Genomic DNA, 17,751 nt, shown 5'->3' with positions numbered 1-17,751 from the left:
TCATACGATGACCCCTGATTCTGGAAGATAGATGTGAGCCGGGGCCATTTATTTATTGAATAAATACGAACGCTCCTAAATCAAGTCCTCCTGTCAGCAACAAGCAAGAGTGCAATCTTTTTTTGTACATACTTGAGCTCGGTGCCGAATTCAGGGAACAGGCCTACCGAGTGATGTATCTTTTTGTGTTATCTGTCTGATCCTGCTAGCATGGTTAGCCGACTGACAATATAACACCCACTACCTTGAAAGAGGAATAACATGGCAAAGAAAAAGTTCGAGCGGACAAAACCGCATGTGAACGTAGGCACGATTGGCCATATTGACCATGGTAAGACGACCCTGACTGCTGCTATCACGAAGGTGCTGGCCGCAGCCAAGCTTGCCAATTACACTGCATTTGACCAGATCGACAAAGCTCCCGAAGAGCGCGAGCGCGGTATCACTATCGCTATCGCTCACCTTGAGTATGAGACCGAGAAGCGTCACTATGCACACGTCGACTGCCCAGGCCACGCTGACTACATCAAAAATATGATCACTGGCGCAGCCCAGATGGACGGCGCGATCCTGGTCGTGAGCGCTCCTGACGGCCCTATGCCTCAGACCCGCGAGCACGTTCTGCTTGCCGAGCAGGTAGAAGTCCCCGCCATGGTTGTCTTCTTGAATAAAGTCGACATGATGGAAGACGAAGAGCTGCTGGAACTGGTCGAGCTGGAAGTCCGCGAGCTGCTCTCCAAGTACCGCTTCCCTGGCGATGACGTTCCCGTCATCCGTGGCTCCGCTCTGGGTGCTCTGGAAAGCAAAGGCGATCTCTCCCGCAACGATCCTGGTGCCAAGTGCATCTGGGAGTTGATGGATGCCGTCGATAGCTACATTCCTGATCCCCCACGTGCCACCGATCAGCCTTTCTTGATGCCCGTTGAAGACGTCTTCGGTATCAAAGGTCGCGGTACCGTGGCCACCGGACGTATCGAGCGCGGTATTGTGAAGGTTGGCGAGAACATCGAGATCATCGGCATGCGCGAGGATGTCCGCACCGTCGTCGTCACCGGCGTTGAAATGTTCCAGAAGACCCTGGATCAGGGTATGGCTGGCGACAACGTTGGCTGTCTGCTGCGTGGTGTTGAGCGTACGGATATCGAGCGTGGTCAGGTCCTGGCAAAGCCGGGCTCGATCAAACCCCACAAAAACTTCAAAGCCCAGGTATATGTCCTCTCGAAAGAAGAGGGTGGCCGCCACACCCCATTCTTCAACGGCTATCGCCCTCAGTTCTACGTTCGTACCACGGACGTCACTGGTTCGATCAAGCTGCCTGAAGGGGTTGAGATGGTCATGCCTGGTGATAACATCGAGATGACAGTCGAGTTGATCCAGCCGGTTGCGATGGAAGAGGGCGTAAAGTTCGCCATTCGCGAAGGTGGACGAACTGTCGGCGCTGGCATCTGCACACAGGTCATCAACTAAGATGTCAGATGGGATCATGGACAGAGCTCAGCACGTGTTGAGCCAGAGAGCCCTCTGATCCCAATCCCAACAGGAGAGATAAATGGCTACGGGAGTAAAACAGCGTATCCGCATTCGACTCAAGGCATACGATCATCGAATACTGGATCAGTCGGCAGTCCAGATTGTGGATACTGCGCAGCAGACAGGTGCACGTGTCTCAGGACCAGTGCCCTTGCCAACGGAGATCGACAAATACACAGTCATGCGATCCCCGTTCATCGACAAAGATGCTCGTGAACAGTTCGAGATTCGTACGCATAAGCGCTTGATTGATATCATCGATCCAACGAATAAAACTGTTGAAGCACTCACACGTTTGAATCTGCCCGCAGGCGTGGATATCGAAGTAAAACTATTGGGATAGGAATCGTCAAAGAATCCTGATAGTTGAGGAGAGGTTAAGAATATGCTGAATGCATTGTTGGGCAGGAAGGTCGGCATGACCCAGGTATTTGGGCCCAACGGAACAGTCATTCCGGTCACCGTGATTGAGGCCGGTCCCTGTGTAGTGACGCAGGTCAAGACTGCCCCCCGTGACGGATATGAGGCGGTCCAGATCGGTTTTGAAGAGACAACAACCAAGAACGTAACACGTCCTGAGTTGGGACATCTTGGACATAGCCTGCCATTATTGAAGGCACAGCGCAAGGCTCTGCAAGGACATCAGCAGGGCAAAAAAGAAGAGGCCGCAACAGAGGCTGAGAGCACCGACGAAGAGAAGGTAAGCAAGCAGATCAGTCACCTGTTAAAAGTGCAGTCGAACCGCCAGCGCCGCCCGGGCCCAGAACTGGGACCCTTCAAGGTATTGCGTGAGGTTGGCTTGCAGGATGGAGCCACGACAGAGAAAGTAGAGCTGGGAGCGTCATTTGACGTCAGCCTCTTCCGTGACGGTGAATCCGTTGACATCGTGGGTACAACCAAAGGTAAAGGTTTCCAGGGTGGAGTGAAACGCCACGGATTCAGCGGCGGACCCAAGACCCACGGTCAGTCAGACCGTCACCGTGCACCTGGTTCGATTGGTTCCGGCACGACCCCAGGTCGTGTATTGAAAGGAACCCGGATGGCGGGGCGTATGGGACATGAGCGCGTGACAGCGAAGAAATTACAGATAATTCAAGCTGATCCTGAGCGCAACCTGCTGGTGGTGAAGGGTTCGGTGCCTGGTGCCAATGGCGGCTTGCTCATGATTAAAAAGCATGTGATGAGGTAAACCGAAATGCCCTCGACTACAGTGTACAATAAGGCCGGAGAGGCCGTAGAACAGCTCGAACTGAGCGAGCAGGTGTTCGGAGTCACCCCTAATATGGCGGTCCTCCATCAGGTTGTGACAGCGCAACTGGTGAATCGTCGTCAGGGTAATGCCTCAACCAAGACTCGCAGCGAAGTCTCGGGTGGAAATAAAAAGCCCTATCGTCAGAAGGGAACGGGTCGTGCTCGTCAGGGTAGCACCCGCGCCCCTCAATTCCGCCACGGTGGTGTTGTCTGGGGTCCTCGACCTCATCCATATCACCATGACGTGCCTAAGAAGATGCGTCGCCTGGCCATCCGGTCAGTCCTATCGGATAAGGTAGCCAACGAGAACCTGATCGTCATCAATGACCTGGGACTGGAGAGCCCCCGGACCAAAGACATGATTGAGATTCTGAACAAGCTGCCTTCAAGTGCAGGCAAGCAAGTGTTGTTGGTATTGCCACAGCGCGACGAGAACGTGGTCCTATCGACGCGGAACATTGCGAGCGCGAAAGTCCAGCACGTCTCCTCGATTAACGTTGTGGAGTTGCTGAAGCACGACTACGTGATCATGCCTGTCAAGACCATCCGTTGGATCGAACTGGTCTTTGGCGAAGGTTTGAGCGCTGAGGAAGCCAGTCTCAAGATCGCCGAAGCCGGCGCTGAGAGCAACGCCTAAGGCGAGGAGGAGAAGGACTGTGGAAATCACAGAAGTGCTGCGCCAGGGTATCGTCACCGAGAAGACGGTGAGACTGCAAGAGCAGAACCAGTATACCTTTAAAGTCGCGCTACGTGCCAACAAAATTGATATCCGTCGTGCGGTAGAGACCCTTTTCAAGGTCAAGGTTGCCTCGGTAAACGTCATGCGCATGCCAGGTAAGCCCAAGTTGATTCGTCGAAGAGGCTCTGCTCCTCGTCCAGTAGAGGCCCGCGAGTGGAAGAAGGCGATTGTCACCCTTAAAGAGGGCGAGTCAATCGATGCATTAAAGGCATAGGGGATTGAGAGATGCCAACTAGACAGTATCGACCAACGTCTCCTGGACGTCGAGGCATGTCGGTATCCTCCTTTGAGGAGATTACCAAGACAAAGCCAGAGAAGTCACTGACCGTAAAGCTGAAGAAGCATGCGGGACGTAACAACCAGGGTAAGATCACCACACGCCATCATGGCGGTGGAGCGAAGCGCGCCTATCGTATTATCGATTTCAAGCGCAACAAATTTGGCGTACCAGCCAAAGTAGCTGCGATCGAGTATGATCCAAACCGATCAGCCCGTATCGCCCTGCTGCACTACCTGGATGGAGAGAAGCGGTATATCATTGCTCCACTGGGTTTAAAAGTTGGGGATCGTGTCGAGGCGGGTCCAGAGGCTGACATTCGTGTCGGTAACTCGCTCCCCCTGAAGAACATCCCAACCGGTACCACCGTTCACAACGTAGAGCTTGAGCGTGGGCGTGGTGGCCAGATGGTGCGTGGCGCAGGTGTCGGCGCACAATTGATGGCAAAAGAAGGTGACTATGCGTTGCTCCGCTTGCCATCGGGCGAGCAGCGTAATGTGCATATCCTGTGCATGGCAACCATTGGACAGGTAGGCAACACAGATCACGAGAACCGCAGTATTGGTAAAGCCGGACGCTCCCGTCACCTGGGCCGCCGTCCTACCGTTCGTGGATCGGTTATGAACCCACGCGACCATCCTCACGGTGGTGGTGAGGGCCGCGCACCAATTGGTGGGCAGCCACAGACCCCATGGGGCAAGCCAGCGATGGGCTACAAGACTCGTAGCAATAAGAGAACCGATCGCTTCATTGTCCGACGCCGCAATGCAGGTAGGAGGAAGTAGTTAATGTCGCGCTCAAGGAAAAAAGGACCATATATCCATGAGTCGCTCAGAAAGAAAGTTCTGGGCATGAAACGGAGCGGAGATCGCCGGTTGATTAAGACCTGGTCTCGCGCCTCGATGATCTTCCCTGAAATGGTTGGAATGACCATTGGAGTGCATAATGGGAAGACGCATGTGCCGATCTTCATCAGCGAAAACATGGTTGGTCACAAACTTGGTGAGTTCGCCCCCACGCGTCACTTCCGTGGCCATGCGGGTGGAAAGAATGAAAAGACCACTTCAGTCCGCTAAGAGTGGACCGAGGCTGGTTGTGTAGAGGGGGCTCGCAGTGACGGGTCCCTCCCGAGGCGTGGTTGAACAGCTCTCAGATAGAGCGACGCTCATCGCAATTGATGACAACCAGACCCCCGGGAACATTGTGAGGGTCAGATAGAGTGGCCCTTAAAGAGGTACGAGATGCAAGTCAGGGCTATTGCAAAGGATATTGGCATTCCGCCGCGCAAGATGCGTCTGGTCACGAACGCGGTGAAAGGGCTTCGGGTAAATGAGGCTCTGGCTATTCTCCAGTTCCTGCCCAATGCTGGTGCCACCCCAGTCAGTAAAGTAGTGGCATCGGCGGCAGCCAATGCGGAGAATAACTACAATCTCAATCCAGATAATCTGTATATTCTCAATATTGTGGCGGATGACTCGTTCCGGATTAAGCGCGTAAAGCCACGGTCACATGGTCGAGCGGCCAGTATTCTGCGTCGTTTCTGTCATGTAACGGTGATTGTTTCCGATGATCCGGCAGACGCTGGTCGTTAAAGGCCGCTAAGAAGGAGGACACTTTTGGGACACAAAGTACATCCCAATGGGTTCAGACTCGGCGTGGTAAAAGGCTGGCAGTCTCGCTGGTATGCCGAGCGTGATTATAAGGATATTTTTGCTGAGGATCTTCAGATCCGCAAGATTATCAATAAAGAGTTAGCCAACGCTTCAGTCTCACGCATTGAGATTGAGCGCGCCGCCGCAGACCAGGTACTGGTCAAAGTGTTTACAGCGAAACCTGGTATTGTGATTGGTAAGAACGGTGAGAAGGTCGATCGCCTTCGCGCCCTCTTAGAGACCAAGACCAAGAAGCGCCGGGTGCGGATGGATATCAATGAGATCCGCCAGCCCGAGCTGGACGCTGTCCTGGTAGGCCGTAGCATTGCCGAGCAGTTGGAGAAACGTGTCTCCTTCCGCCGCGCGATGAAACAGGCTGTCCAGAAGGCCATGCGCTCCAATGCGAAGGGTATTAAAATCATCGTTGGTGGTCGTGTTGGTGGAGCAGAAATTGCTCGTACCGAAAAAGAGGTTGAGGGGTCAGTTCCCTTGCAGACTCTGCGCGCCGACATTGATTATGGTCTGGCCGAGGCCCACACCACATTTGGTGTCATCGGTATTAAAGTCTGGATTTATAAGGGCGATATTCTCCCCAACAAACGTCGTGAGCCAGGTGAGCAGCCAGAAGCACAGCAGACATTTGCTCCCCGTGAGCGCACCGATCGCCGTGGAGGCGAGCGTAGCGATCGCGGTGGTGATCGACGTCGTGATGGAGGCCAGCAGCGCGGTGAGCGTCCGCAGGGCGGAGATCGTGGACCTCGTCCACCTCGGCCCCAGGGAGACCGACCGCAAGGTGGAGATCGTGGACCCCGCCCACAGGGTGGAGATCGCGGACCTCGCCCACCTCGGCCCCAGGGAGACCGACCGCAAGGTGGAGATCGTGGACCCCGCCCACAGGGTGGAGATCGCGGACCTCGTCCACCTCGGCCACAGGGAGATCGTCCACAGGGAGATCGGCCACCACGTCAGCCACGTCCTGAGCAGGCACCAGCCAGCACTGAAGCTACGAACGCAGCTCCAGTGAACCAGGTAGAAGTGACCCAGCCGACGCCAACGACTGATAACGGTAATACCGGGGCCGCTCAGAGCGAGTAGAGGAGAGCTAAGCCATGTTATTGGCACCATCACGTACAAAGTATCGTCGACAGCATCGCGGTCGTATGAGCGGTCAAGCCCATCGCGGTAATACGCTCTCGTTTGGCCAGTATGGTCTACAGGCTCTTGAGGCCTGTTGGATGGAGGCCCGCCAGATTGAATCCGCTCGTATTGCGCTTACCCGCTTTATGAAGCGCGGTGGTAAAGTCTGGATTCGCGTCTTCCCTGACAAACCGATCACCGCTAAACCTGCCGAGACTCGTATGGGTAGCGGTAAAGGTGCAGTAGATCACTGGGTTGCCGTCGTAAAGCCTGGCCGCATTATCTTCGAGATCAGCGGAGTAAGCGAAGAGATTGCCAAAGAGGCCGTCCGTCTGGCGAGCCACAAACTGCCTGTCAAGTCACGTTTTATTACCAAAGGGGAGGCAGAGAGTGTCGAAGCTTAAAGATCGCCGGAAGCAGATTTCCGAGTATACTGTGAGCGAGGTTCAGAAGGAACTTAAAGACCTGCGCTTGAAATTGTTCAATCTGCGCTTACAGCAACAGCGTGGCGAAGTAAAGGACAGCCGCGTATTTGCACAGACGCGCAAAGACATTGCACGTCTGTTGCAGCGCCTGACCGTGTTGGAGAACGAGTAATGACAGAGCAACACGCACCATCCACAGCGGAGCAGAGCGCGGTAAAGAGCCGCCGCCAACAAAAAGTTGGCCGTGTGGATAGCAATAAAATGGACAAGACGATTGTCGTAGTCGTCGAGTCTTTAAAGAAGCACCGCATTTACAAGCGCACGTACAAACAGACAAAACGCTTCTATGCACATGATGAGGAAAACACCTGTCAGATTGGGGACCTGGTCCGCATCGAAGAGAGCCGCCCATACAGCAAACTGAAGCGCTGGAAGCTTGTTGAAGTTGTCAAGCGTGGGAGCGGCATTGTGCCGGTGGAACAAGTTGTGGCAGAAGTTGATCCTCACCTGACCGAAGGTTCGGCGGAATAAGGGAGAGAAGTAGATGATTCAGCCACAGACTCGCCTGAAAGTTGCAGACAACACAGGCGCAAAAGAATTGATGTGTATCCGCGTGATGAGCGGTTCTGCAAAGCGCTACGCTGTCGTTGGGGATGTGATCAAAGCCTCTGTAAAGCAGGCCACCCCTAATGGACAGGTCAAAAAAGGTGAGGTTGTGAACGCTGTGATCGTGCGTGTCTCGAAAGAGTACGCACGTCCTGATGGTTCACACATCCGTTTTGACGAGAATGCCGCCGTTATCATCGCCGCAGGTAACAATCCACGTGGGACCCGTATCTTTGGACCGGTGGCCCGTGAGTTGCGCGAGAAGAACTTCACACGTCTCGTCTCGCTAGCACCTGAAGTGCTTTAACGAGGGAAAAGATGGCAACACAAGTAAAAGAGAAAAAGCCTCTCCACCTGGCCAATAAGATGAACATCAAAAAGGGTGACACCGTTTTGATCATCACTGGTAAGGATCGTGGAAAGGAAGGGGTCGTGTCTCGGGCCCTGCCACAGGTCAACAAAGTGATTGTTGAAGGCCTGAACGTCGTAAAGAAACACGTAAAGCCGCAGGGTCAGACGCGGCAGGGTGGCGTGATCGAGAAGGCAATGCCTCTTCAGGTCTCCAATGTTATGCTGAAATGCACCGAGTGCAAAGAGCCAACCCGCGTCTCGCGTGAGCGTCGTCCTTTAGGCCAAGACCAGAAGCTGCGTCCTGTGCGCGTATGCAAAAAGTGCCATAAGGTTATTGAAGACCGCACGAGGAGTTAAGGGATATGGCATCAGAATTGAAGACCAAGTACCGCCAGGAAGTCGTACCGTCCCTGCAGAAAGAGTTTAACTATACAAACTCTATGCAGGTTCCGACCATCAATAAAGTGGTCATCAATATCGGTATGGGCGAAGTCATTCAGAATGCGAAGGCTATGGATGCCGCTGTCGCCGACCTGTCGGCGATCACCGGACAGCGTCCTGTGATCACCCGCGCTAAGAAGTCGGTTGCAGCCTTTAAGCTGCGCGAAGGGATGCAGATTGGCTGCATGGTTACCCTGCGCGGCGATCGCATGTACTACTTCCTTGAGAAACTCATTAACGTAGCCCTGCCCCGCATCCGAGATTTCCAGGGGGTCTCCTCTGACGCATTCGATGGTCGCGGCAATTATACACTGGGCTTGCGTGAACAATTAGTCTTCCCTGAGATCGATTATGACAAGGTCGACAAGCTGCGCGGTATGGAAGTCAGCATTGTCACCACTGCCACAACCGACCAGGAAGGCCGACGGCTGCTCGCATTGCTGGGCATGCCCTTTAAGAAGTAACGCTGGAGGGCGGAATGGCAAAAACTTCAATGATTGTAAAGTCGCAGCGCACGCCTAAATATAAAGTGCAGCATCATAATCGCTGCCAGGTTTGCGGGCGACCCCGTGCTTACATGCGCAAATTCGGTCTCTGCCGTATCTGCTTCCGCGAGCGTGCGTTACGCGGTGAGCTGCCCGGTGTGACAAAATCGAGCTGGTAGAATCGCGCAGATGAAAGGACATGTAGGAAGAAAACCAGGGGGTTTTGACTCCTACGTGATTATGGAGGATAATCCATGAATATGACTGATCCCATTGCGGATATGCTGACGCGCATTCGTAATGCGGCTACAGCCCGTCATACTCGCGTGCTTGTCCCAGCATCGAAAATGAAGCTGGCGATCGCACGAGTACTGAAGGAAGAGGGCTACATTAAGGATATTGAGATCCTAAAAGACAATCCCCAGGGCACGTTGCGTCTGACCCTGCGCTATGCAGATAAGAAGCCAGTTGTGTCTCAGCTCAAACGCGTGAGCAAGCCTGGTCTGCGTGTCTATACCAAACAGGCTACGATTCCTCGCGTCCGTGGCGGTCTGGGCATTGCTATTCTTTCGACTCCTAAAGGCTTGATGACGGGTTCTAACGCTTACAAGCAAGGTCTTGGGGGCGAAGTCATCTGCTACGTTTGGTAGAGGAGGAAAAACATGTCTCGTATTGGACGCGCTCCTATCACTGTACCAGCCAAGGTGCAGTTGACATGGACAGAAGGGAACTTTGTGACGGTAAAAGGTCCCAAAGGCGAGCTCTCACAGCAGGTCGACCCCGCCCTGACCCTGAAGCTTGAGAATGGCACCTTAGAGGTGACCCGTCCTTCTGACAGCAAAGATCATAAATCAATCCATGGTCTCTACCGCACCCTGATCAACAATATGGTTGTCGGTGTGACCACGGGCTTTACCAAACAGCTGGAGATCCACGGTGTTGGTTATCGTGCCTCGAAGGTTGGCAATAATCTTGTCATCGTCGTTGGGTATTCGCACCCTGTTGAGGTCCAGCCACCTGCCGGGGTAACCCTGGCCGTTGATGGTGTAGATGCAGCCACGAAGGCGACAAAGATCAGCGTAAGTGGTATCGATAAGCAGGTTGTCGGCGAGGTAGCTGCCTCTATCCGCCGTATCCGCAAGCCAGAGCCTTACAAAGGCAAAGGTATTCGCTACGCCGCTGAGAAGATTCGTCGTAAGGCTGGTAAAGCTGGTAAAGTCGGCGGTAAAAAGAAATAGTGAGCGCAGTCGCGCATCTGATGAGAATTGTATCCTGTATGTGATGCGAAAGCTTCACATTCATGGTACAATCTATCACATTCGTGGTTTTGCTTCCGCGATGACAGAAATGCTCATGAAGAAGGTGGTAGAGGGGGGAAGTTCTCCTGACACACGTGCCTCCTGATGAGAGCAACAGAAATCGCATCCAGATTGTCCAACAGCATGCGCAGGCGAGGACCTTAAGAAGAAGTGACGTAGTGCCGACCACGTGACTTCACCGCTCCTCAATTGCGCAATGGAAAGAAAGGGGAATTGCAAGAGATCCGGCCAATTGTATGGTCCGTAAGATGATCTTTTGCGATGCAACTATGATTAAACGATTTGAATCCAATAAGGCTCGGCTGCGGCGGCACCAGCGTATACGACGCCATCTTGAGGGCACAACATCACGTCCACGCCTCAATGTGTTCCGCAGTGGGCAGCATATCTATGCACAGGTGATTGACGATGCCTCAGGTCGTACGCTGGCCGCGGCTTCGTCTCTTGATGAGAGCCTTCAGAACTTTAAGCCTGCTACCCCGGTAGATCAGACGAGCGATAGTCACCATGCAGCCGCTAACGAGACCGCTGAGGTTGTAGAAGCCGCTGCTGAGGTTACTCCTGCGAAGGCCAGAGGCGCCAAGTCTGAGAAGGGTGCATCAGCAAAGGCCGGAACTGGTAAAAAGACCGTTCTGCCAACCGCCGCGAAGGGTCCGAGAAAGACTCCTGTTGAGGCGCTTGCCCCTATCGCCAACAATCGAAAAGTTGCACTGGCTCGCGAGGTCGGCAAATTAGTCGCCCAGCGTGCAAAAGAGAAAGGTGTAACTCAGGTTGTTTTTGATCGTGGTGGCTACGCCTATCATGGACGAGTCGCTGCACTTGCTGAAGGCGCTCGTGAAATAGGCTTGGATTTCTAAGCCCACGAGGCAACCGTTCATGTTCGAACTGACCCCGCGCCAGGTGCATGTGAGGAGGTTCGCCGTGGACTATGAGGAGTAAGACAGAAGATATGGCAAGAATAGATGCTTCAAATCTACACCTTGAAGAGACCGTGGTGCAAGTTAGCCGCGTCTCCAAGGTGGTCAAAGGTGGTCGACGGTTCAGCATTCGCGCCCTGGTCGTTGTCGGTGACCGCAATGGTCATGTCGGCTTTGGTTTTGGCAAAGCTGGCGAATACACCGAGGCCATTCGTAAAGCTGTAGAGGATGCAAAAAAGCACCTCGTTGAAGTTCCCCTGTCTGGTACGACCATCCCTTATATGGTCACAACCAACTTTGGAGCCTCTGAGGTTCTGCTGAAGCCAGCCGCCCCTGGTACTGGCGTTATCGCTGGTGGTGCCGTTCGTGCAGTCATGGAGGCTGCGGGTATCCGCGACATCCTGACCAAGACCCTGGGTAGCACCAACAAAGCTAACACCGTACAGGCGTGCGTCAAAGGTCTGCGCGAACTCCGCTCAGCCGATGCTGAGGCTGCTCGCCGCGGTAAGACCGTTGTTGACATTCTGGGCAAGAAACGTGCTGCGCAGATCGCCGAGGCTGCTGCAAATGCAGCTGAGCTAGCCGCTGCTGCCCGTCAGGCTCGTGAAGAAGAGGCACGTGAGACCCGCGCAGTCGCTGGACGCCGTGAGCGTGGCGATCGCGGTGGTGAGCGTGGAGACCGTCGTGGTGGTGGAGACCGCCGTGGTGGTCAGAACGCCGGTGGTGATCGTCGTGGTGGCGGCGCCCCTCGCGGTCGATAGGAGTTAAGTCATGGCAAAATTACGCGTAAAATGGGTGCGCAGCGCAATTGGTCACCCAAAAGACCAGAAGGCAACAATCCAGGCTCTGGGGTTCCGCAAACTTCAGCAGACCGTTGAGCACGAAGATCATCCCGCAGTTCGCGGCATGATCCGCAAGGTGAATCATCTTGTGCAAGTAGAGGAGATTATCAGTGAAGCTCTCTGATTTGCGGCCAGCCCCCGGTTCACACAAGGCTGAGAGACGCCTTGGTCGTGGCCATGGTTCCGGTCGAGGTAAGACGGCAGGACGTGGTACTAAAGGACAGAAGGCCCGCACTGGCGGTAAAGTCCATCGTGCCTTTAATGGTGGTCAGACCCGCCTGTCGAAGCGTTTACCGTTCCTGCGTGGTTTAGGTAACAATACCGAAATTTTCCAGGATGATTATACTATTATTAATATTGTAGACCTCGACTTGTTCGAGGCCGGCAGTCAGGTTACCCCTGCGTCTCTGATCGAACAGGGCCTGGTGACAGCCGTCGAAGGCAAAGGACTGATCAAAGTCCTGGGCAATGGCGAGCTCGACCATGCTTTAACGGTAAGCGCACACAAGTTCTCAACGAGCGCTCGCGCCAAGATTGAAGCAGCAGGCGGTAGCGTAGAGATCCTTCCAGTGCGGGTCTATGAAAAGACCAAGCGCCGGAAAGATAATGCTCAGACGCCCGAAGCAGAACAGCAAGAGCAGGACCAGGGGGCCAAGGAGTAACCTCCTTGGCTTTCTGCCGTATATTTGATACTATGTCGTGACGAGAGATTGTCACGGCATAGTGCGGTGATATCATCGTGTTTTTGTTCTTCTGTTAAAGGAGGCTCTTATGTGGGAGCGCTTGCGTAGTATCTGGACAGTCCCCGACCTGCGTAACAAAATTCTCTTTACGCTGGGGATTCTGGCCATTTTCCGTATCCTCGCCCATATTACTGTACCCTTGAATCCTACTGAGAGAGCAAATCTGTTAGGATTATTTAGCAATCCCAGCCAGAGCCAGCAAGGGTTCAGTCAATTGTTCGGTCTACTAGACGTCTTTTCAGGTGGATCACTTAAAACCTTCTCAATTGTTGGCCTTTCAGTGTATCCGTATATCACCGCCACCATTGTCATGCAATTGTTGCAGCCAATCATTCCAGCGCTGCAAAATCTCTCCACGCAAGGCGAGTCCGGTCGTCTCCGCTTCAGTCAGATCACCCGTATTGTCACCGTTCCCCTGGCATTTCTTCAGGCTCTGGGCTCTTGTGCACTGTACTATCAGAACCATGTATTAGAAAACTTCAGCCTGATCGATCCCAAGTATATGTTGGAGACCTACTCTATTCTGCTGACCTTAACGGCTGGAGTCATGATTCTGGTCTGGCTGGGTGAGCTTATTACCGAGAAAGGTATTGGTAACGGTATCTCACTAATTATTTTTGGTGGTATCGTCACAAGTATTCCAACGACCGTCTACAACGGGTACACTGCTGCGACCACGAGTGGTGGCAATAGCGGTGGTATTGTCAGCATTGCCGTCTTTATCCTGGTGGGTGCATTGACGCTGCTGGGAATGGTCTATCTTTATCTTGGGCAGCGCCGTGTGCCGGTGCAGTATCCGACTAAGCGTAACGTTGGTCGTGGAATGCTTGTGGGTTCAGCTCAGACGACCTACATTCCGATGCAGATCAACAGCGCAGGTATGATCCCCTTGATCTTTGCCTCGTCGATGTTGCTCTTCCCCACAGTCATTGCGCAGTATCTCAGTGCATCGAACGTAAACTGGCTGAAGAACGCAGCAGTTTTTGTCACCACATGGGTCGTGAATCCAAGTACCTGGTGGTATTGGGTCATGAACTTCTTGCTGGTATTCGCATTCACTTACTTCTATGCCTACGTCTTGTGGCAGCAGCAAAACATACCAGAGAATCTGCAAAAGCAAGGCGCGTTTATTCCCGGGTATCGCCCTGGAGAGCCAACCAGTCGCTATTTGGGGACGATCCTCAATCGCATCACCCTGGCGGGCGCATTATTCCTGGGTTTAGCAACCGTGTTACCATTCTTCGCTCGCGTTGGAGGGCAGCAGTTGCTCGGTACAGCTTCGCTTTTAATCGTGGTGGGTGTGGTTCTGGATACCATTCGCCAGATTGAAGCGCAGATGGTGATGCGAAATTATTCTGGTTTTCTATCCTAAAACTACAGGGATCAATGGTGTCTGCTTCTGAAGCACTCCCGCTATGAGTGTATCTATGTGTTCACAGGGGGTGCAAAGAAGCACCTCCTTGGATTTCCAGCGGAGGAAAAAACGTGGATATTATCATTATCGGTGCACAGGGTTCAGGAAAAGGTACGCAAGCAGGCTATCTTGCGGAGTATCTGAAGGTTCACCATCTTTCGAGTGGTGACATGTTCCGGAAAGCTTTTGAGAACCACACTGCGTTGGGAATCAAAGCTCGGGAATATATCGACCGTGGCGAACTGGTCCCCGATAACGTCACAGTTGATATGGTACTGGAGCACATTGCCAGACCTGAGTATCGAGCTGGAGTGCTATTGGATGGCTTCCCTCGGACCATAGCGCAGTCGCAAGCACTGGATAAGGGATTGGAAGCTTTGGATCGATCAGTGACCTTTGCCATCTATCTGAACGTTCCACGTGAGGAACTGGTGCATAGATTGGCGGGCCGCTATATCTGCCGGGCTCATCAACACGTTTACAATAGCGAGACTAACCCCCCGCACGTACCAGGGATCTGTGATCTGGACGGCAGTGAGCTTTATCAGCGCTCTGACGATAAAGGAGAAGCGATTCAGAAGCGGCTGGATACGTTTTTTAGCGAAACGATCCATCTGCTCGACTTTTATCAACAGCAGGGCAAGCTGATCGAGGTCAATGGAAATCAGGGCATAGAACTGGTCAGGGAAGACATGCGCAAGGCTATCGAACGTTTTCGGCACTAGAGTGAGGTCTGTGCACGAGTCGATATTAGACAGGTCTGCACACGAGTCAATGGTGTGCCGATCTCTTCAGATCTCTTGTTGTACAGACTTGCATTTTTTTGCCAGAGCGTTATAATGACTGCTATTGTGAATAGCACAGGCTGAGCCATCAGGCTCTCGGGCATCAAAGGAAACAAGGTTTATTGACAGACCGCACGGTTAACAGCTTGTTGATCGTGCGGTCAAGCCTGAGATGGACCGGGAGAGCGGAGTATAATGGGAGTGTGAGAGAGGACCAAAAAGTTTCCCCTCTCGACTTCCGGGGAAGAGTGTGCTATAATTCGTAGTTGGCTGCAGCAGTATCAACTGCGGCCCTTTTATACTTCTCTATTCGTGCGATGAAGGCGTATCTATGGGGAAAGCGTGTAGAACGCGGAGCCCCATATGGCTGTTCCCGATCTGTCTGATCAGGTAAAAATGGCCGATCAAAGTAGATATGGTGAGCAGGCAAGAGATTGAGACGCAAGCAAGAGTTTGAATGGGAAGAATGAGACTGCCAGACCGGAGAACTGCATATATACGCGCCAGAGAAGTGTATGCTGGCTGCCATACACCCGTCCTACTGGACCCACATAGATGCAGAAGCAGGAACAGCAAGAAAGTCCCACCGTTAGGGAAAGGATGTTATGCCAAAAAAGGATGAGATTGAGGTTGAGGGTAAGGTGATTGAGTCCCTCCCCAATGCCATGTTTAAAGTTGAGATCGACGAGAGTCATCATATTCTAGCCGTCCTCTCAGGACGAATGCGCATGAATTTTATCCGCATCGTTCCAGGCGATAGGGTGCGAGTTGTGCTATCCCCCTATGATCTGACGCGAGGTAGAATAACGTGGCGTGCGAGATAGTGAAGCCGTAAACAGGCCTTTACTATTCCTTTTCTCCTATCGGTACCATTTGATGATGGAGCAGGGCAGACAAGTGGGAGAGGTATTCGTCCGTGTACCGCCTCTTGTTATTGACCAGAACTTGAAGAACCCGCTGAGTTAGCTCGGTGTGGGGAAGACAGATAAGTACGTCCCATGAGGAGGGCAAGACATGAAAGTGCGCGCCTCAGTGAAACCGCGTTGTGATAGCTGCAAGATTATCCGCCGCAATCGTGTGGTGATGGTCATTTGCAGTAAAGATCCAAAACACAAACAGAAACAGGGCTAATAGCTGTTTCGAGTTTCCTGTCTCCAGCCAGAAAGCGTGACATGGGAGCTCGAGACTCGGAGCTGGAGGAAAAGATGGCAAGAATTGCCGGCGTTGACATTCCACGTGAGAAGCGTGTGGAGATTTCGCTGTGCTATATCTACGGGATTGGGCTGACAACCAGCCAGAAGATCCTGGAGCGAACGCGCATTAATCCCGATACACGTGTGAAGAACCTGACCGAAGAAGAAGTGAATCGTCTACGAGAAGTGATCGACCGCGAATATAAAGTTGAGGGCGATCTGCGTCGCGAAGTAGACATGAACATCAAGCGCCTGATCGAGATCGGCTGCTATCGTGGAATGCGCCACCGTCGTAACCTGCCGCTGCGTGGTCAGCGTACGCGTACGAATGCACGCACGCGTCGTGGTCCAAAACGTACGGTTGCTGGTAAGAAAAAGGCTGCAGCAAAGAAGTAGCGTAGCGTAGGAGAGATCGCAAACATGGCAGAGAAGAAGAAAGTCGCTGCAGCTGGCAAAGTTCGTCGGCGTGAGCGCAAGTCTGTGCCCAGGGGCCAGGCTCATATTCAGGCAACGTTTAACAACACAATTGTGACCCTCACCGATCCCAATGGGAACGTCCTTTCCTGGGGCAGTGCTGGTGGACAGGGCTTCAAAGGCTCACGTAAGAGCACGCCCTGGGCTGCTCAGGTGACTGCTGAGGTAGCCGCCCGTAAGGCTATGGAGCATGGCCTGCGTCAGATCGAGGTGTATGTGAAGGGCCCTGGTTCCGGTCGTGAGGCTGCGATCCGCTCATTGCAGCAGGCAGGCCTTACTGTTACCTCAATTACCGACGTCACCCCCATTCCACACAATGGCTGCAGACCACCCAAACGGCGTCGTGTATAGCCCGATTGTATCACGCTGTAAGTGTGAGGAGGATAAATTTTAGATGGCACGTTATACCGGCCCCGTCTGTAAGCTCTGCAGACGTGAGGGTGTAAAACTTTTCCTAAAAGGCGACAAGTGCATGAGTCACTGCACATTGGAGCGCCGCAATACGAAGCCCGGACAGCACGGCGCGAGCAATCGCCGTAACAAAGAGTCCGAGTATGCAAAGCAGTTGCGCGAGAAGCAGCGCGTACGCCGAACCTATGGTGTCTTAGAGCGCCAGTTCAGCAAGACCTTTCACACTGCTGCGAACCGTCCTGGTCGTACCAGCGAGAACCTGTTGCAGATTCTGGAGATGCGTCTGGACAATCTGGTGTATCGCCTTGGCCTCGCCGATTCCCGCGCCCAGGCTCGCCAGCTGGTGAACCATGGTCACTTTGCTGTGAATGGTCGTAAGACCGATATCCCTTCCTTCATTGCCAAGCCCAACGACGTCATTACTGTCCGCGAGCGCAGCAAGGGGACTGAGTACTTCAAGACCCGGGCTCTGCTCCTGGCTCAAAAGGGTGTGCCCACCTGGTTAAGTCTGGATATCAATGCCCTGACAGGTCGTGTTGTGACCATTCCATCACGAGCGGATCTCGAATTGCCCTTCGATGAGCAGATGGTGGTTGAGTATTACCAGCGTTAATCAATTGAGTCGGCGGAGAATTCATGGCACATGCCTGTGCTCTCTCGTCTCTGATGAGAGGTCAGCAGTGAATCGCTACTGGCATGTGTGTTAGAAGGGTTAGATCCGTGCCTGGGTGATCCTCATGAGGTTGCTCCCGGGGCGAA

General features: G+C 53.3%; 26 protein-coding genes and 4 pseudogenes. All 30 read left to right on the top strand.

Annotation, left to right across the window (positions count from 1 at the left end; all coding sequences use genetic code 11):
- Positions 1 to 261: 261 nt before the first annotated feature.
- The 30 genes and pseudogenes from tuf to rpsD all read left to right on the top strand — a co-directional run bounded on the left by tuf (position 262) and on the right by rpsD (position 17,605).
- The gene (gene tuf, locus EL628_RS01200; RefSeq protein ID WP_126577986.1) at positions 262 to 1,467 is read left to right on the top strand and encodes an elongation factor Tu; all 1,206 of its coding nucleotides are present in this window, start codon (positions 262 to 264) and stop codon (positions 1,465 to 1,467) included.
- Between the two features lie 82 nt (positions 1,468 to 1,549).
- Positions 1,550 to 1,873, top strand: coding sequence for a 30S ribosomal protein S10 (gene rpsJ, locus EL628_RS01195; protein WP_126577985.1), 324 nt, complete (start codon positions 1,550 to 1,552; stop codon positions 1,871 to 1,873).
- A 42-nt stretch (positions 1,874 to 1,915) separates the two neighbouring features.
- Positions 1,916 to 2,719, top strand: coding sequence for a 50S ribosomal protein L3 (gene rplC / locus EL628_RS01190; protein ID WP_126577984.1), 804 nt, complete (start codon positions 1,916 to 1,918; stop codon positions 2,717 to 2,719).
- A gap of 6 nt (positions 2,720 to 2,725) precedes the next feature.
- Positions 2,726 to 3,418, top strand: a complete 693-nt coding sequence (gene rplD, locus EL628_RS01185; RefSeq protein ID WP_126577983.1) for a 50S ribosomal protein L4 — start codon at positions 2,726 to 2,728, stop codon at positions 3,416 to 3,418.
- 19 nt (positions 3,419 to 3,437) lie between these two features.
- Positions 3,438 to 3,734: a 50S ribosomal protein L23 gene (rplW, locus tag EL628_RS01180; protein WP_126577982.1), complete on the top strand. Its 297-nt coding sequence runs from the start codon at positions 3,438 to 3,440 to the stop codon at positions 3,732 to 3,734.
- Between the two features lie 11 nt (positions 3,735 to 3,745).
- On the top strand, positions 3,746 to 4,582 hold the full coding sequence (gene rplB, locus EL628_RS01175) for a 50S ribosomal protein L2 (RefSeq protein WP_126577981.1): 837 nt from the start codon (positions 3,746 to 3,748) through the stop codon (positions 4,580 to 4,582).
- A gap of 3 nt (positions 4,583 to 4,585) precedes the next feature.
- Positions 4,586 to 4,873, top strand: a complete 288-nt coding sequence (rpsS, locus tag EL628_RS01170) for a 30S ribosomal protein S19 (RefSeq protein WP_126577980.1) — start codon at positions 4,586 to 4,588, stop codon at positions 4,871 to 4,873.
- Positions 4,874 to 5,038: 165 nt separating this feature from the next.
- The gene (rplV, locus tag EL628_RS01165; protein WP_126577979.1) at positions 5,039 to 5,389 is read left to right on the top strand and encodes a 50S ribosomal protein L22; all 351 of its coding nucleotides are present in this window, start codon (positions 5,039 to 5,041) and stop codon (positions 5,387 to 5,389) included.
- Between the two features lie 24 nt (positions 5,390 to 5,413).
- On the top strand, positions 5,414 to 6,544 hold the full coding sequence (gene rpsC, locus EL628_RS30935) for a 30S ribosomal protein S3 (protein WP_126577978.1): 1,131 nt from the start codon (positions 5,414 to 5,416) through the stop codon (positions 6,542 to 6,544).
- A 14-nt stretch (positions 6,545 to 6,558) separates the two neighbouring features.
- Complete coding sequence (rplP, locus tag EL628_RS01155; protein ID WP_126577977.1) at positions 6,559 to 6,990, top strand: 50S ribosomal protein L16; 432 nt, start codon at positions 6,559 to 6,561, stop codon at positions 6,988 to 6,990.
- Positions 6,977 to 7,183 (top strand): 50S ribosomal protein L29, encoded by a 207-nt coding sequence (gene rpmC, locus EL628_RS01150; protein ID WP_161975186.1) that lies wholly within the window; start codon positions 6,977 to 6,979, stop codon positions 7,181 to 7,183. The genes rplP and rpmC overlap by 14 nt, the downstream gene beginning before the upstream one ends.
- Positions 7,183 to 7,542, top strand: coding sequence for a 30S ribosomal protein S17 (gene rpsQ / locus EL628_RS01145; protein WP_126577975.1), 360 nt, complete (start codon positions 7,183 to 7,185; stop codon positions 7,540 to 7,542). Before rpmC ends, rpsQ begins: the two co-directional genes overlap by 1 nt.
- A gap of 13 nt (positions 7,543 to 7,555) precedes the next feature.
- Complete coding sequence (rplN, locus tag EL628_RS01140) at positions 7,556 to 7,924, top strand: 50S ribosomal protein L14 (RefSeq protein WP_126577974.1); 369 nt, start codon at positions 7,556 to 7,558, stop codon at positions 7,922 to 7,924.
- 11 nt (positions 7,925 to 7,935) lie between these two features.
- Entirely contained in the window at positions 7,936 to 8,325 is a 390-nt protein-coding gene (gene rplX, locus EL628_RS01135) for a 50S ribosomal protein L24 (RefSeq protein ID WP_245993960.1), read from the top strand.
- A 5-nt stretch (positions 8,326 to 8,330) separates the two neighbouring features.
- The gene (gene rplE / locus EL628_RS01130; protein WP_126577973.1) at positions 8,331 to 8,873 is read left to right on the top strand and encodes a 50S ribosomal protein L5; all 543 of its coding nucleotides are present in this window, start codon (positions 8,331 to 8,333) and stop codon (positions 8,871 to 8,873) included.
- Positions 8,874 to 8,887: 14 nt separating this feature from the next.
- On the top strand, positions 8,888 to 9,073 hold the full coding sequence (locus EL628_RS01125; protein ID WP_126577972.1) for a type Z 30S ribosomal protein S14: 186 nt from the start codon (positions 8,888 to 8,890) through the stop codon (positions 9,071 to 9,073).
- A 75-nt stretch (positions 9,074 to 9,148) separates the two neighbouring features.
- On the top strand, positions 9,149 to 9,544 hold the full coding sequence (gene rpsH, locus EL628_RS01120) for a 30S ribosomal protein S8 (RefSeq protein WP_126577971.1): 396 nt from the start codon (positions 9,149 to 9,151) through the stop codon (positions 9,542 to 9,544).
- 12 nt (positions 9,545 to 9,556) lie between these two features.
- Positions 9,557 to 10,132 carry a 50S ribosomal protein L6 gene (gene rplF / locus EL628_RS01115; protein ID WP_126577970.1) on the top strand — a complete coding sequence of 192 codons (576 nt, stop codon included), beginning with the start codon at positions 9,557 to 9,559 and terminating at the stop codon, positions 10,130 to 10,132.
- A gap of 317 nt (positions 10,133 to 10,449) precedes the next feature.
- Positions 10,450 to 10,644: pseudogene (locus tag EL628_RS01110) on the top strand (50S ribosomal protein L18); the annotation flags it as partial.
- Between the two features lie 270 nt (positions 10,645 to 10,914).
- A pseudogene (locus EL628_RS30715) lies at positions 10,915 to 11,070 on the top strand (50S ribosomal protein L18); the annotation flags it as partial.
- A 92-nt stretch (positions 11,071 to 11,162) separates the two neighbouring features.
- A pseudogene (gene rpsE / locus EL628_RS01100) lies at positions 11,163 to 11,660 on the top strand (30S ribosomal protein S5); the annotation flags it as partial.
- Positions 11,661 to 11,901: 241 nt separating this feature from the next.
- On the top strand, positions 11,902 to 12,096 hold the full coding sequence (rpmD, locus tag EL628_RS01095) for a 50S ribosomal protein L30 (protein WP_126577968.1): 195 nt from the start codon (positions 11,902 to 11,904) through the stop codon (positions 12,094 to 12,096).
- Positions 12,083 to 12,538: pseudogene (gene rplO / locus EL628_RS01090) on the top strand (50S ribosomal protein L15); the annotation flags it as partial. The gene rpmD and the pseudogene rplO, both read left to right, overlap by 14 nt.
- 205 nt (positions 12,539 to 12,743) lie before the next feature.
- Positions 12,744 to 14,087: a preprotein translocase subunit SecY gene (secY, locus tag EL628_RS01085; protein ID WP_126577966.1), complete on the top strand. Its 1,344-nt coding sequence runs from the start codon at positions 12,744 to 12,746 to the stop codon at positions 14,085 to 14,087.
- 113 nt (positions 14,088 to 14,200) lie between these two features.
- Positions 14,201 to 14,854: an adenylate kinase gene (locus tag EL628_RS01080; RefSeq protein ID WP_126577965.1), complete on the top strand. Its 654-nt coding sequence runs from the start codon at positions 14,201 to 14,203 to the stop codon at positions 14,852 to 14,854.
- Positions 14,855 to 15,519: 665 nt separating this feature from the next.
- Positions 15,520 to 15,738 (top strand): translation initiation factor IF-1, encoded by a 219-nt coding sequence (gene infA, locus EL628_RS01075; protein WP_126577964.1) that lies wholly within the window; start codon positions 15,520 to 15,522, stop codon positions 15,736 to 15,738.
- 190 nt (positions 15,739 to 15,928) lie between these two features.
- Entirely contained in the window at positions 15,929 to 16,045 is a 117-nt protein-coding gene (rpmJ, locus tag EL628_RS01070; RefSeq protein WP_126577963.1) for a 50S ribosomal protein L36, read from the top strand.
- Positions 16,046 to 16,119: 74 nt separating this feature from the next.
- On the top strand, positions 16,120 to 16,503 hold the full coding sequence (rpsM, locus tag EL628_RS01065) for a 30S ribosomal protein S13 (RefSeq protein ID WP_126577962.1): 384 nt from the start codon (positions 16,120 to 16,122) through the stop codon (positions 16,501 to 16,503).
- A 24-nt stretch (positions 16,504 to 16,527) separates the two neighbouring features.
- Entirely contained in the window at positions 16,528 to 16,932 is a 405-nt protein-coding gene (gene rpsK / locus EL628_RS01060; protein ID WP_126577961.1) for a 30S ribosomal protein S11, read from the top strand.
- A 43-nt stretch (positions 16,933 to 16,975) separates the two neighbouring features.
- Positions 16,976 to 17,605 carry a 30S ribosomal protein S4 gene (gene rpsD / locus EL628_RS01055; RefSeq protein ID WP_126577960.1) on the top strand — a complete coding sequence of 210 codons (630 nt, stop codon included), beginning with the start codon at positions 16,976 to 16,978 and terminating at the stop codon, positions 17,603 to 17,605.
- Positions 17,606 to 17,751 lie beyond the last annotated feature (146 nt).

It is taken from the genome of Tengunoibacter tsumagoiensis, assembly GCF_003967535.1.
Classification (GTDB): Bacteria; Chloroflexota; Ktedonobacteria; order Ktedonobacterales; family Ktedonobacteraceae; genus Tengunoibacter; species Tengunoibacter tsumagoiensis.
This window is presented reverse-complemented; position numbering and strand designations above follow the sequence as displayed.

Excerpts from the sequence above, each read along its gene's own strand:
- tuf (WP_126577986.1), top strand. The coding sequence starts at position 262 with ATGGCAAAGAAAAAGTTCGAGCGGACAAAACCGCATGTGAACGTAGGC.
- rpsJ (WP_126577985.1), top strand. The coding sequence starts at position 1,550 with ATGGCTACGGGAGTAAAACAGCGTATCCGCATTCGACTCAAGGCATAC.
- rplC (WP_126577984.1), top strand. The coding sequence starts at position 1,916 with ATGCTGAATGCATTGTTGGGCAGGAAGGTCGGCATGACCCAGGTATTT.
- rplD (WP_126577983.1), top strand. The coding sequence starts at position 2,726 with ATGCCCTCGACTACAGTGTACAATAAGGCCGGAGAGGCCGTAGAACAG.
- rplB (WP_126577981.1), top strand. The coding sequence starts at position 3,746 with ATGCCAACTAGACAGTATCGACCAACGTCTCCTGGACGTCGAGGCATG.
- rpsS (WP_126577980.1), top strand. The coding sequence starts at position 4,586 with ATGTCGCGCTCAAGGAAAAAAGGACCATATATCCATGAGTCGCTCAGA.
- rplV (WP_126577979.1), top strand. The coding sequence starts at position 5,039 with ATGCAAGTCAGGGCTATTGCAAAGGATATTGGCATTCCGCCGCGCAAG.
- rplP (WP_126577977.1), top strand. The coding sequence starts at position 6,559 with ATGTTATTGGCACCATCACGTACAAAGTATCGTCGACAGCATCGCGGT.
- rpsQ (WP_126577975.1), top strand. The coding sequence starts at position 7,183 with ATGACAGAGCAACACGCACCATCCACAGCGGAGCAGAGCGCGGTAAAG.
- rplN (WP_126577974.1), top strand. The coding sequence starts at position 7,556 with ATGATTCAGCCACAGACTCGCCTGAAAGTTGCAGACAACACAGGCGCA.
- rplX (WP_245993960.1), top strand. The coding sequence starts at position 7,936 with ATGGCAACACAAGTAAAAGAGAAAAAGCCTCTCCACCTGGCCAATAAG.
- rplE (WP_126577973.1), top strand. The coding sequence starts at position 8,331 with ATGGCATCAGAATTGAAGACCAAGTACCGCCAGGAAGTCGTACCGTCC.
- EL628_RS01125 (WP_126577972.1), top strand. The coding sequence starts at position 8,888 with ATGGCAAAAACTTCAATGATTGTAAAGTCGCAGCGCACGCCTAAATAT.
- rpsH (WP_126577971.1), top strand. The coding sequence starts at position 9,149 with ATGAATATGACTGATCCCATTGCGGATATGCTGACGCGCATTCGTAAT.
- rplF (WP_126577970.1), top strand. The coding sequence starts at position 9,557 with ATGTCTCGTATTGGACGCGCTCCTATCACTGTACCAGCCAAGGTGCAG.
- rpmD (WP_126577968.1), top strand. The coding sequence starts at position 11,902 with ATGGCAAAATTACGCGTAAAATGGGTGCGCAGCGCAATTGGTCACCCA.
- secY (WP_126577966.1), top strand. The coding sequence starts at position 12,744 with ATGTGGGAGCGCTTGCGTAGTATCTGGACAGTCCCCGACCTGCGTAAC.
- infA (WP_126577964.1), top strand. The coding sequence starts at position 15,520 with ATGCCAAAAAAGGATGAGATTGAGGTTGAGGGTAAGGTGATTGAGTCC.
- rpmJ (WP_126577963.1), top strand. The coding sequence starts at position 15,929 with ATGAAAGTGCGCGCCTCAGTGAAACCGCGTTGTGATAGCTGCAAGATT.
- rpsM (WP_126577962.1), top strand. The coding sequence starts at position 16,120 with ATGGCAAGAATTGCCGGCGTTGACATTCCACGTGAGAAGCGTGTGGAG.
- rpsK (WP_126577961.1), top strand. The coding sequence starts at position 16,528 with ATGGCAGAGAAGAAGAAAGTCGCTGCAGCTGGCAAAGTTCGTCGGCGT.
- rpsD (WP_126577960.1), top strand. The coding sequence starts at position 16,976 with ATGGCACGTTATACCGGCCCCGTCTGTAAGCTCTGCAGACGTGAGGGT.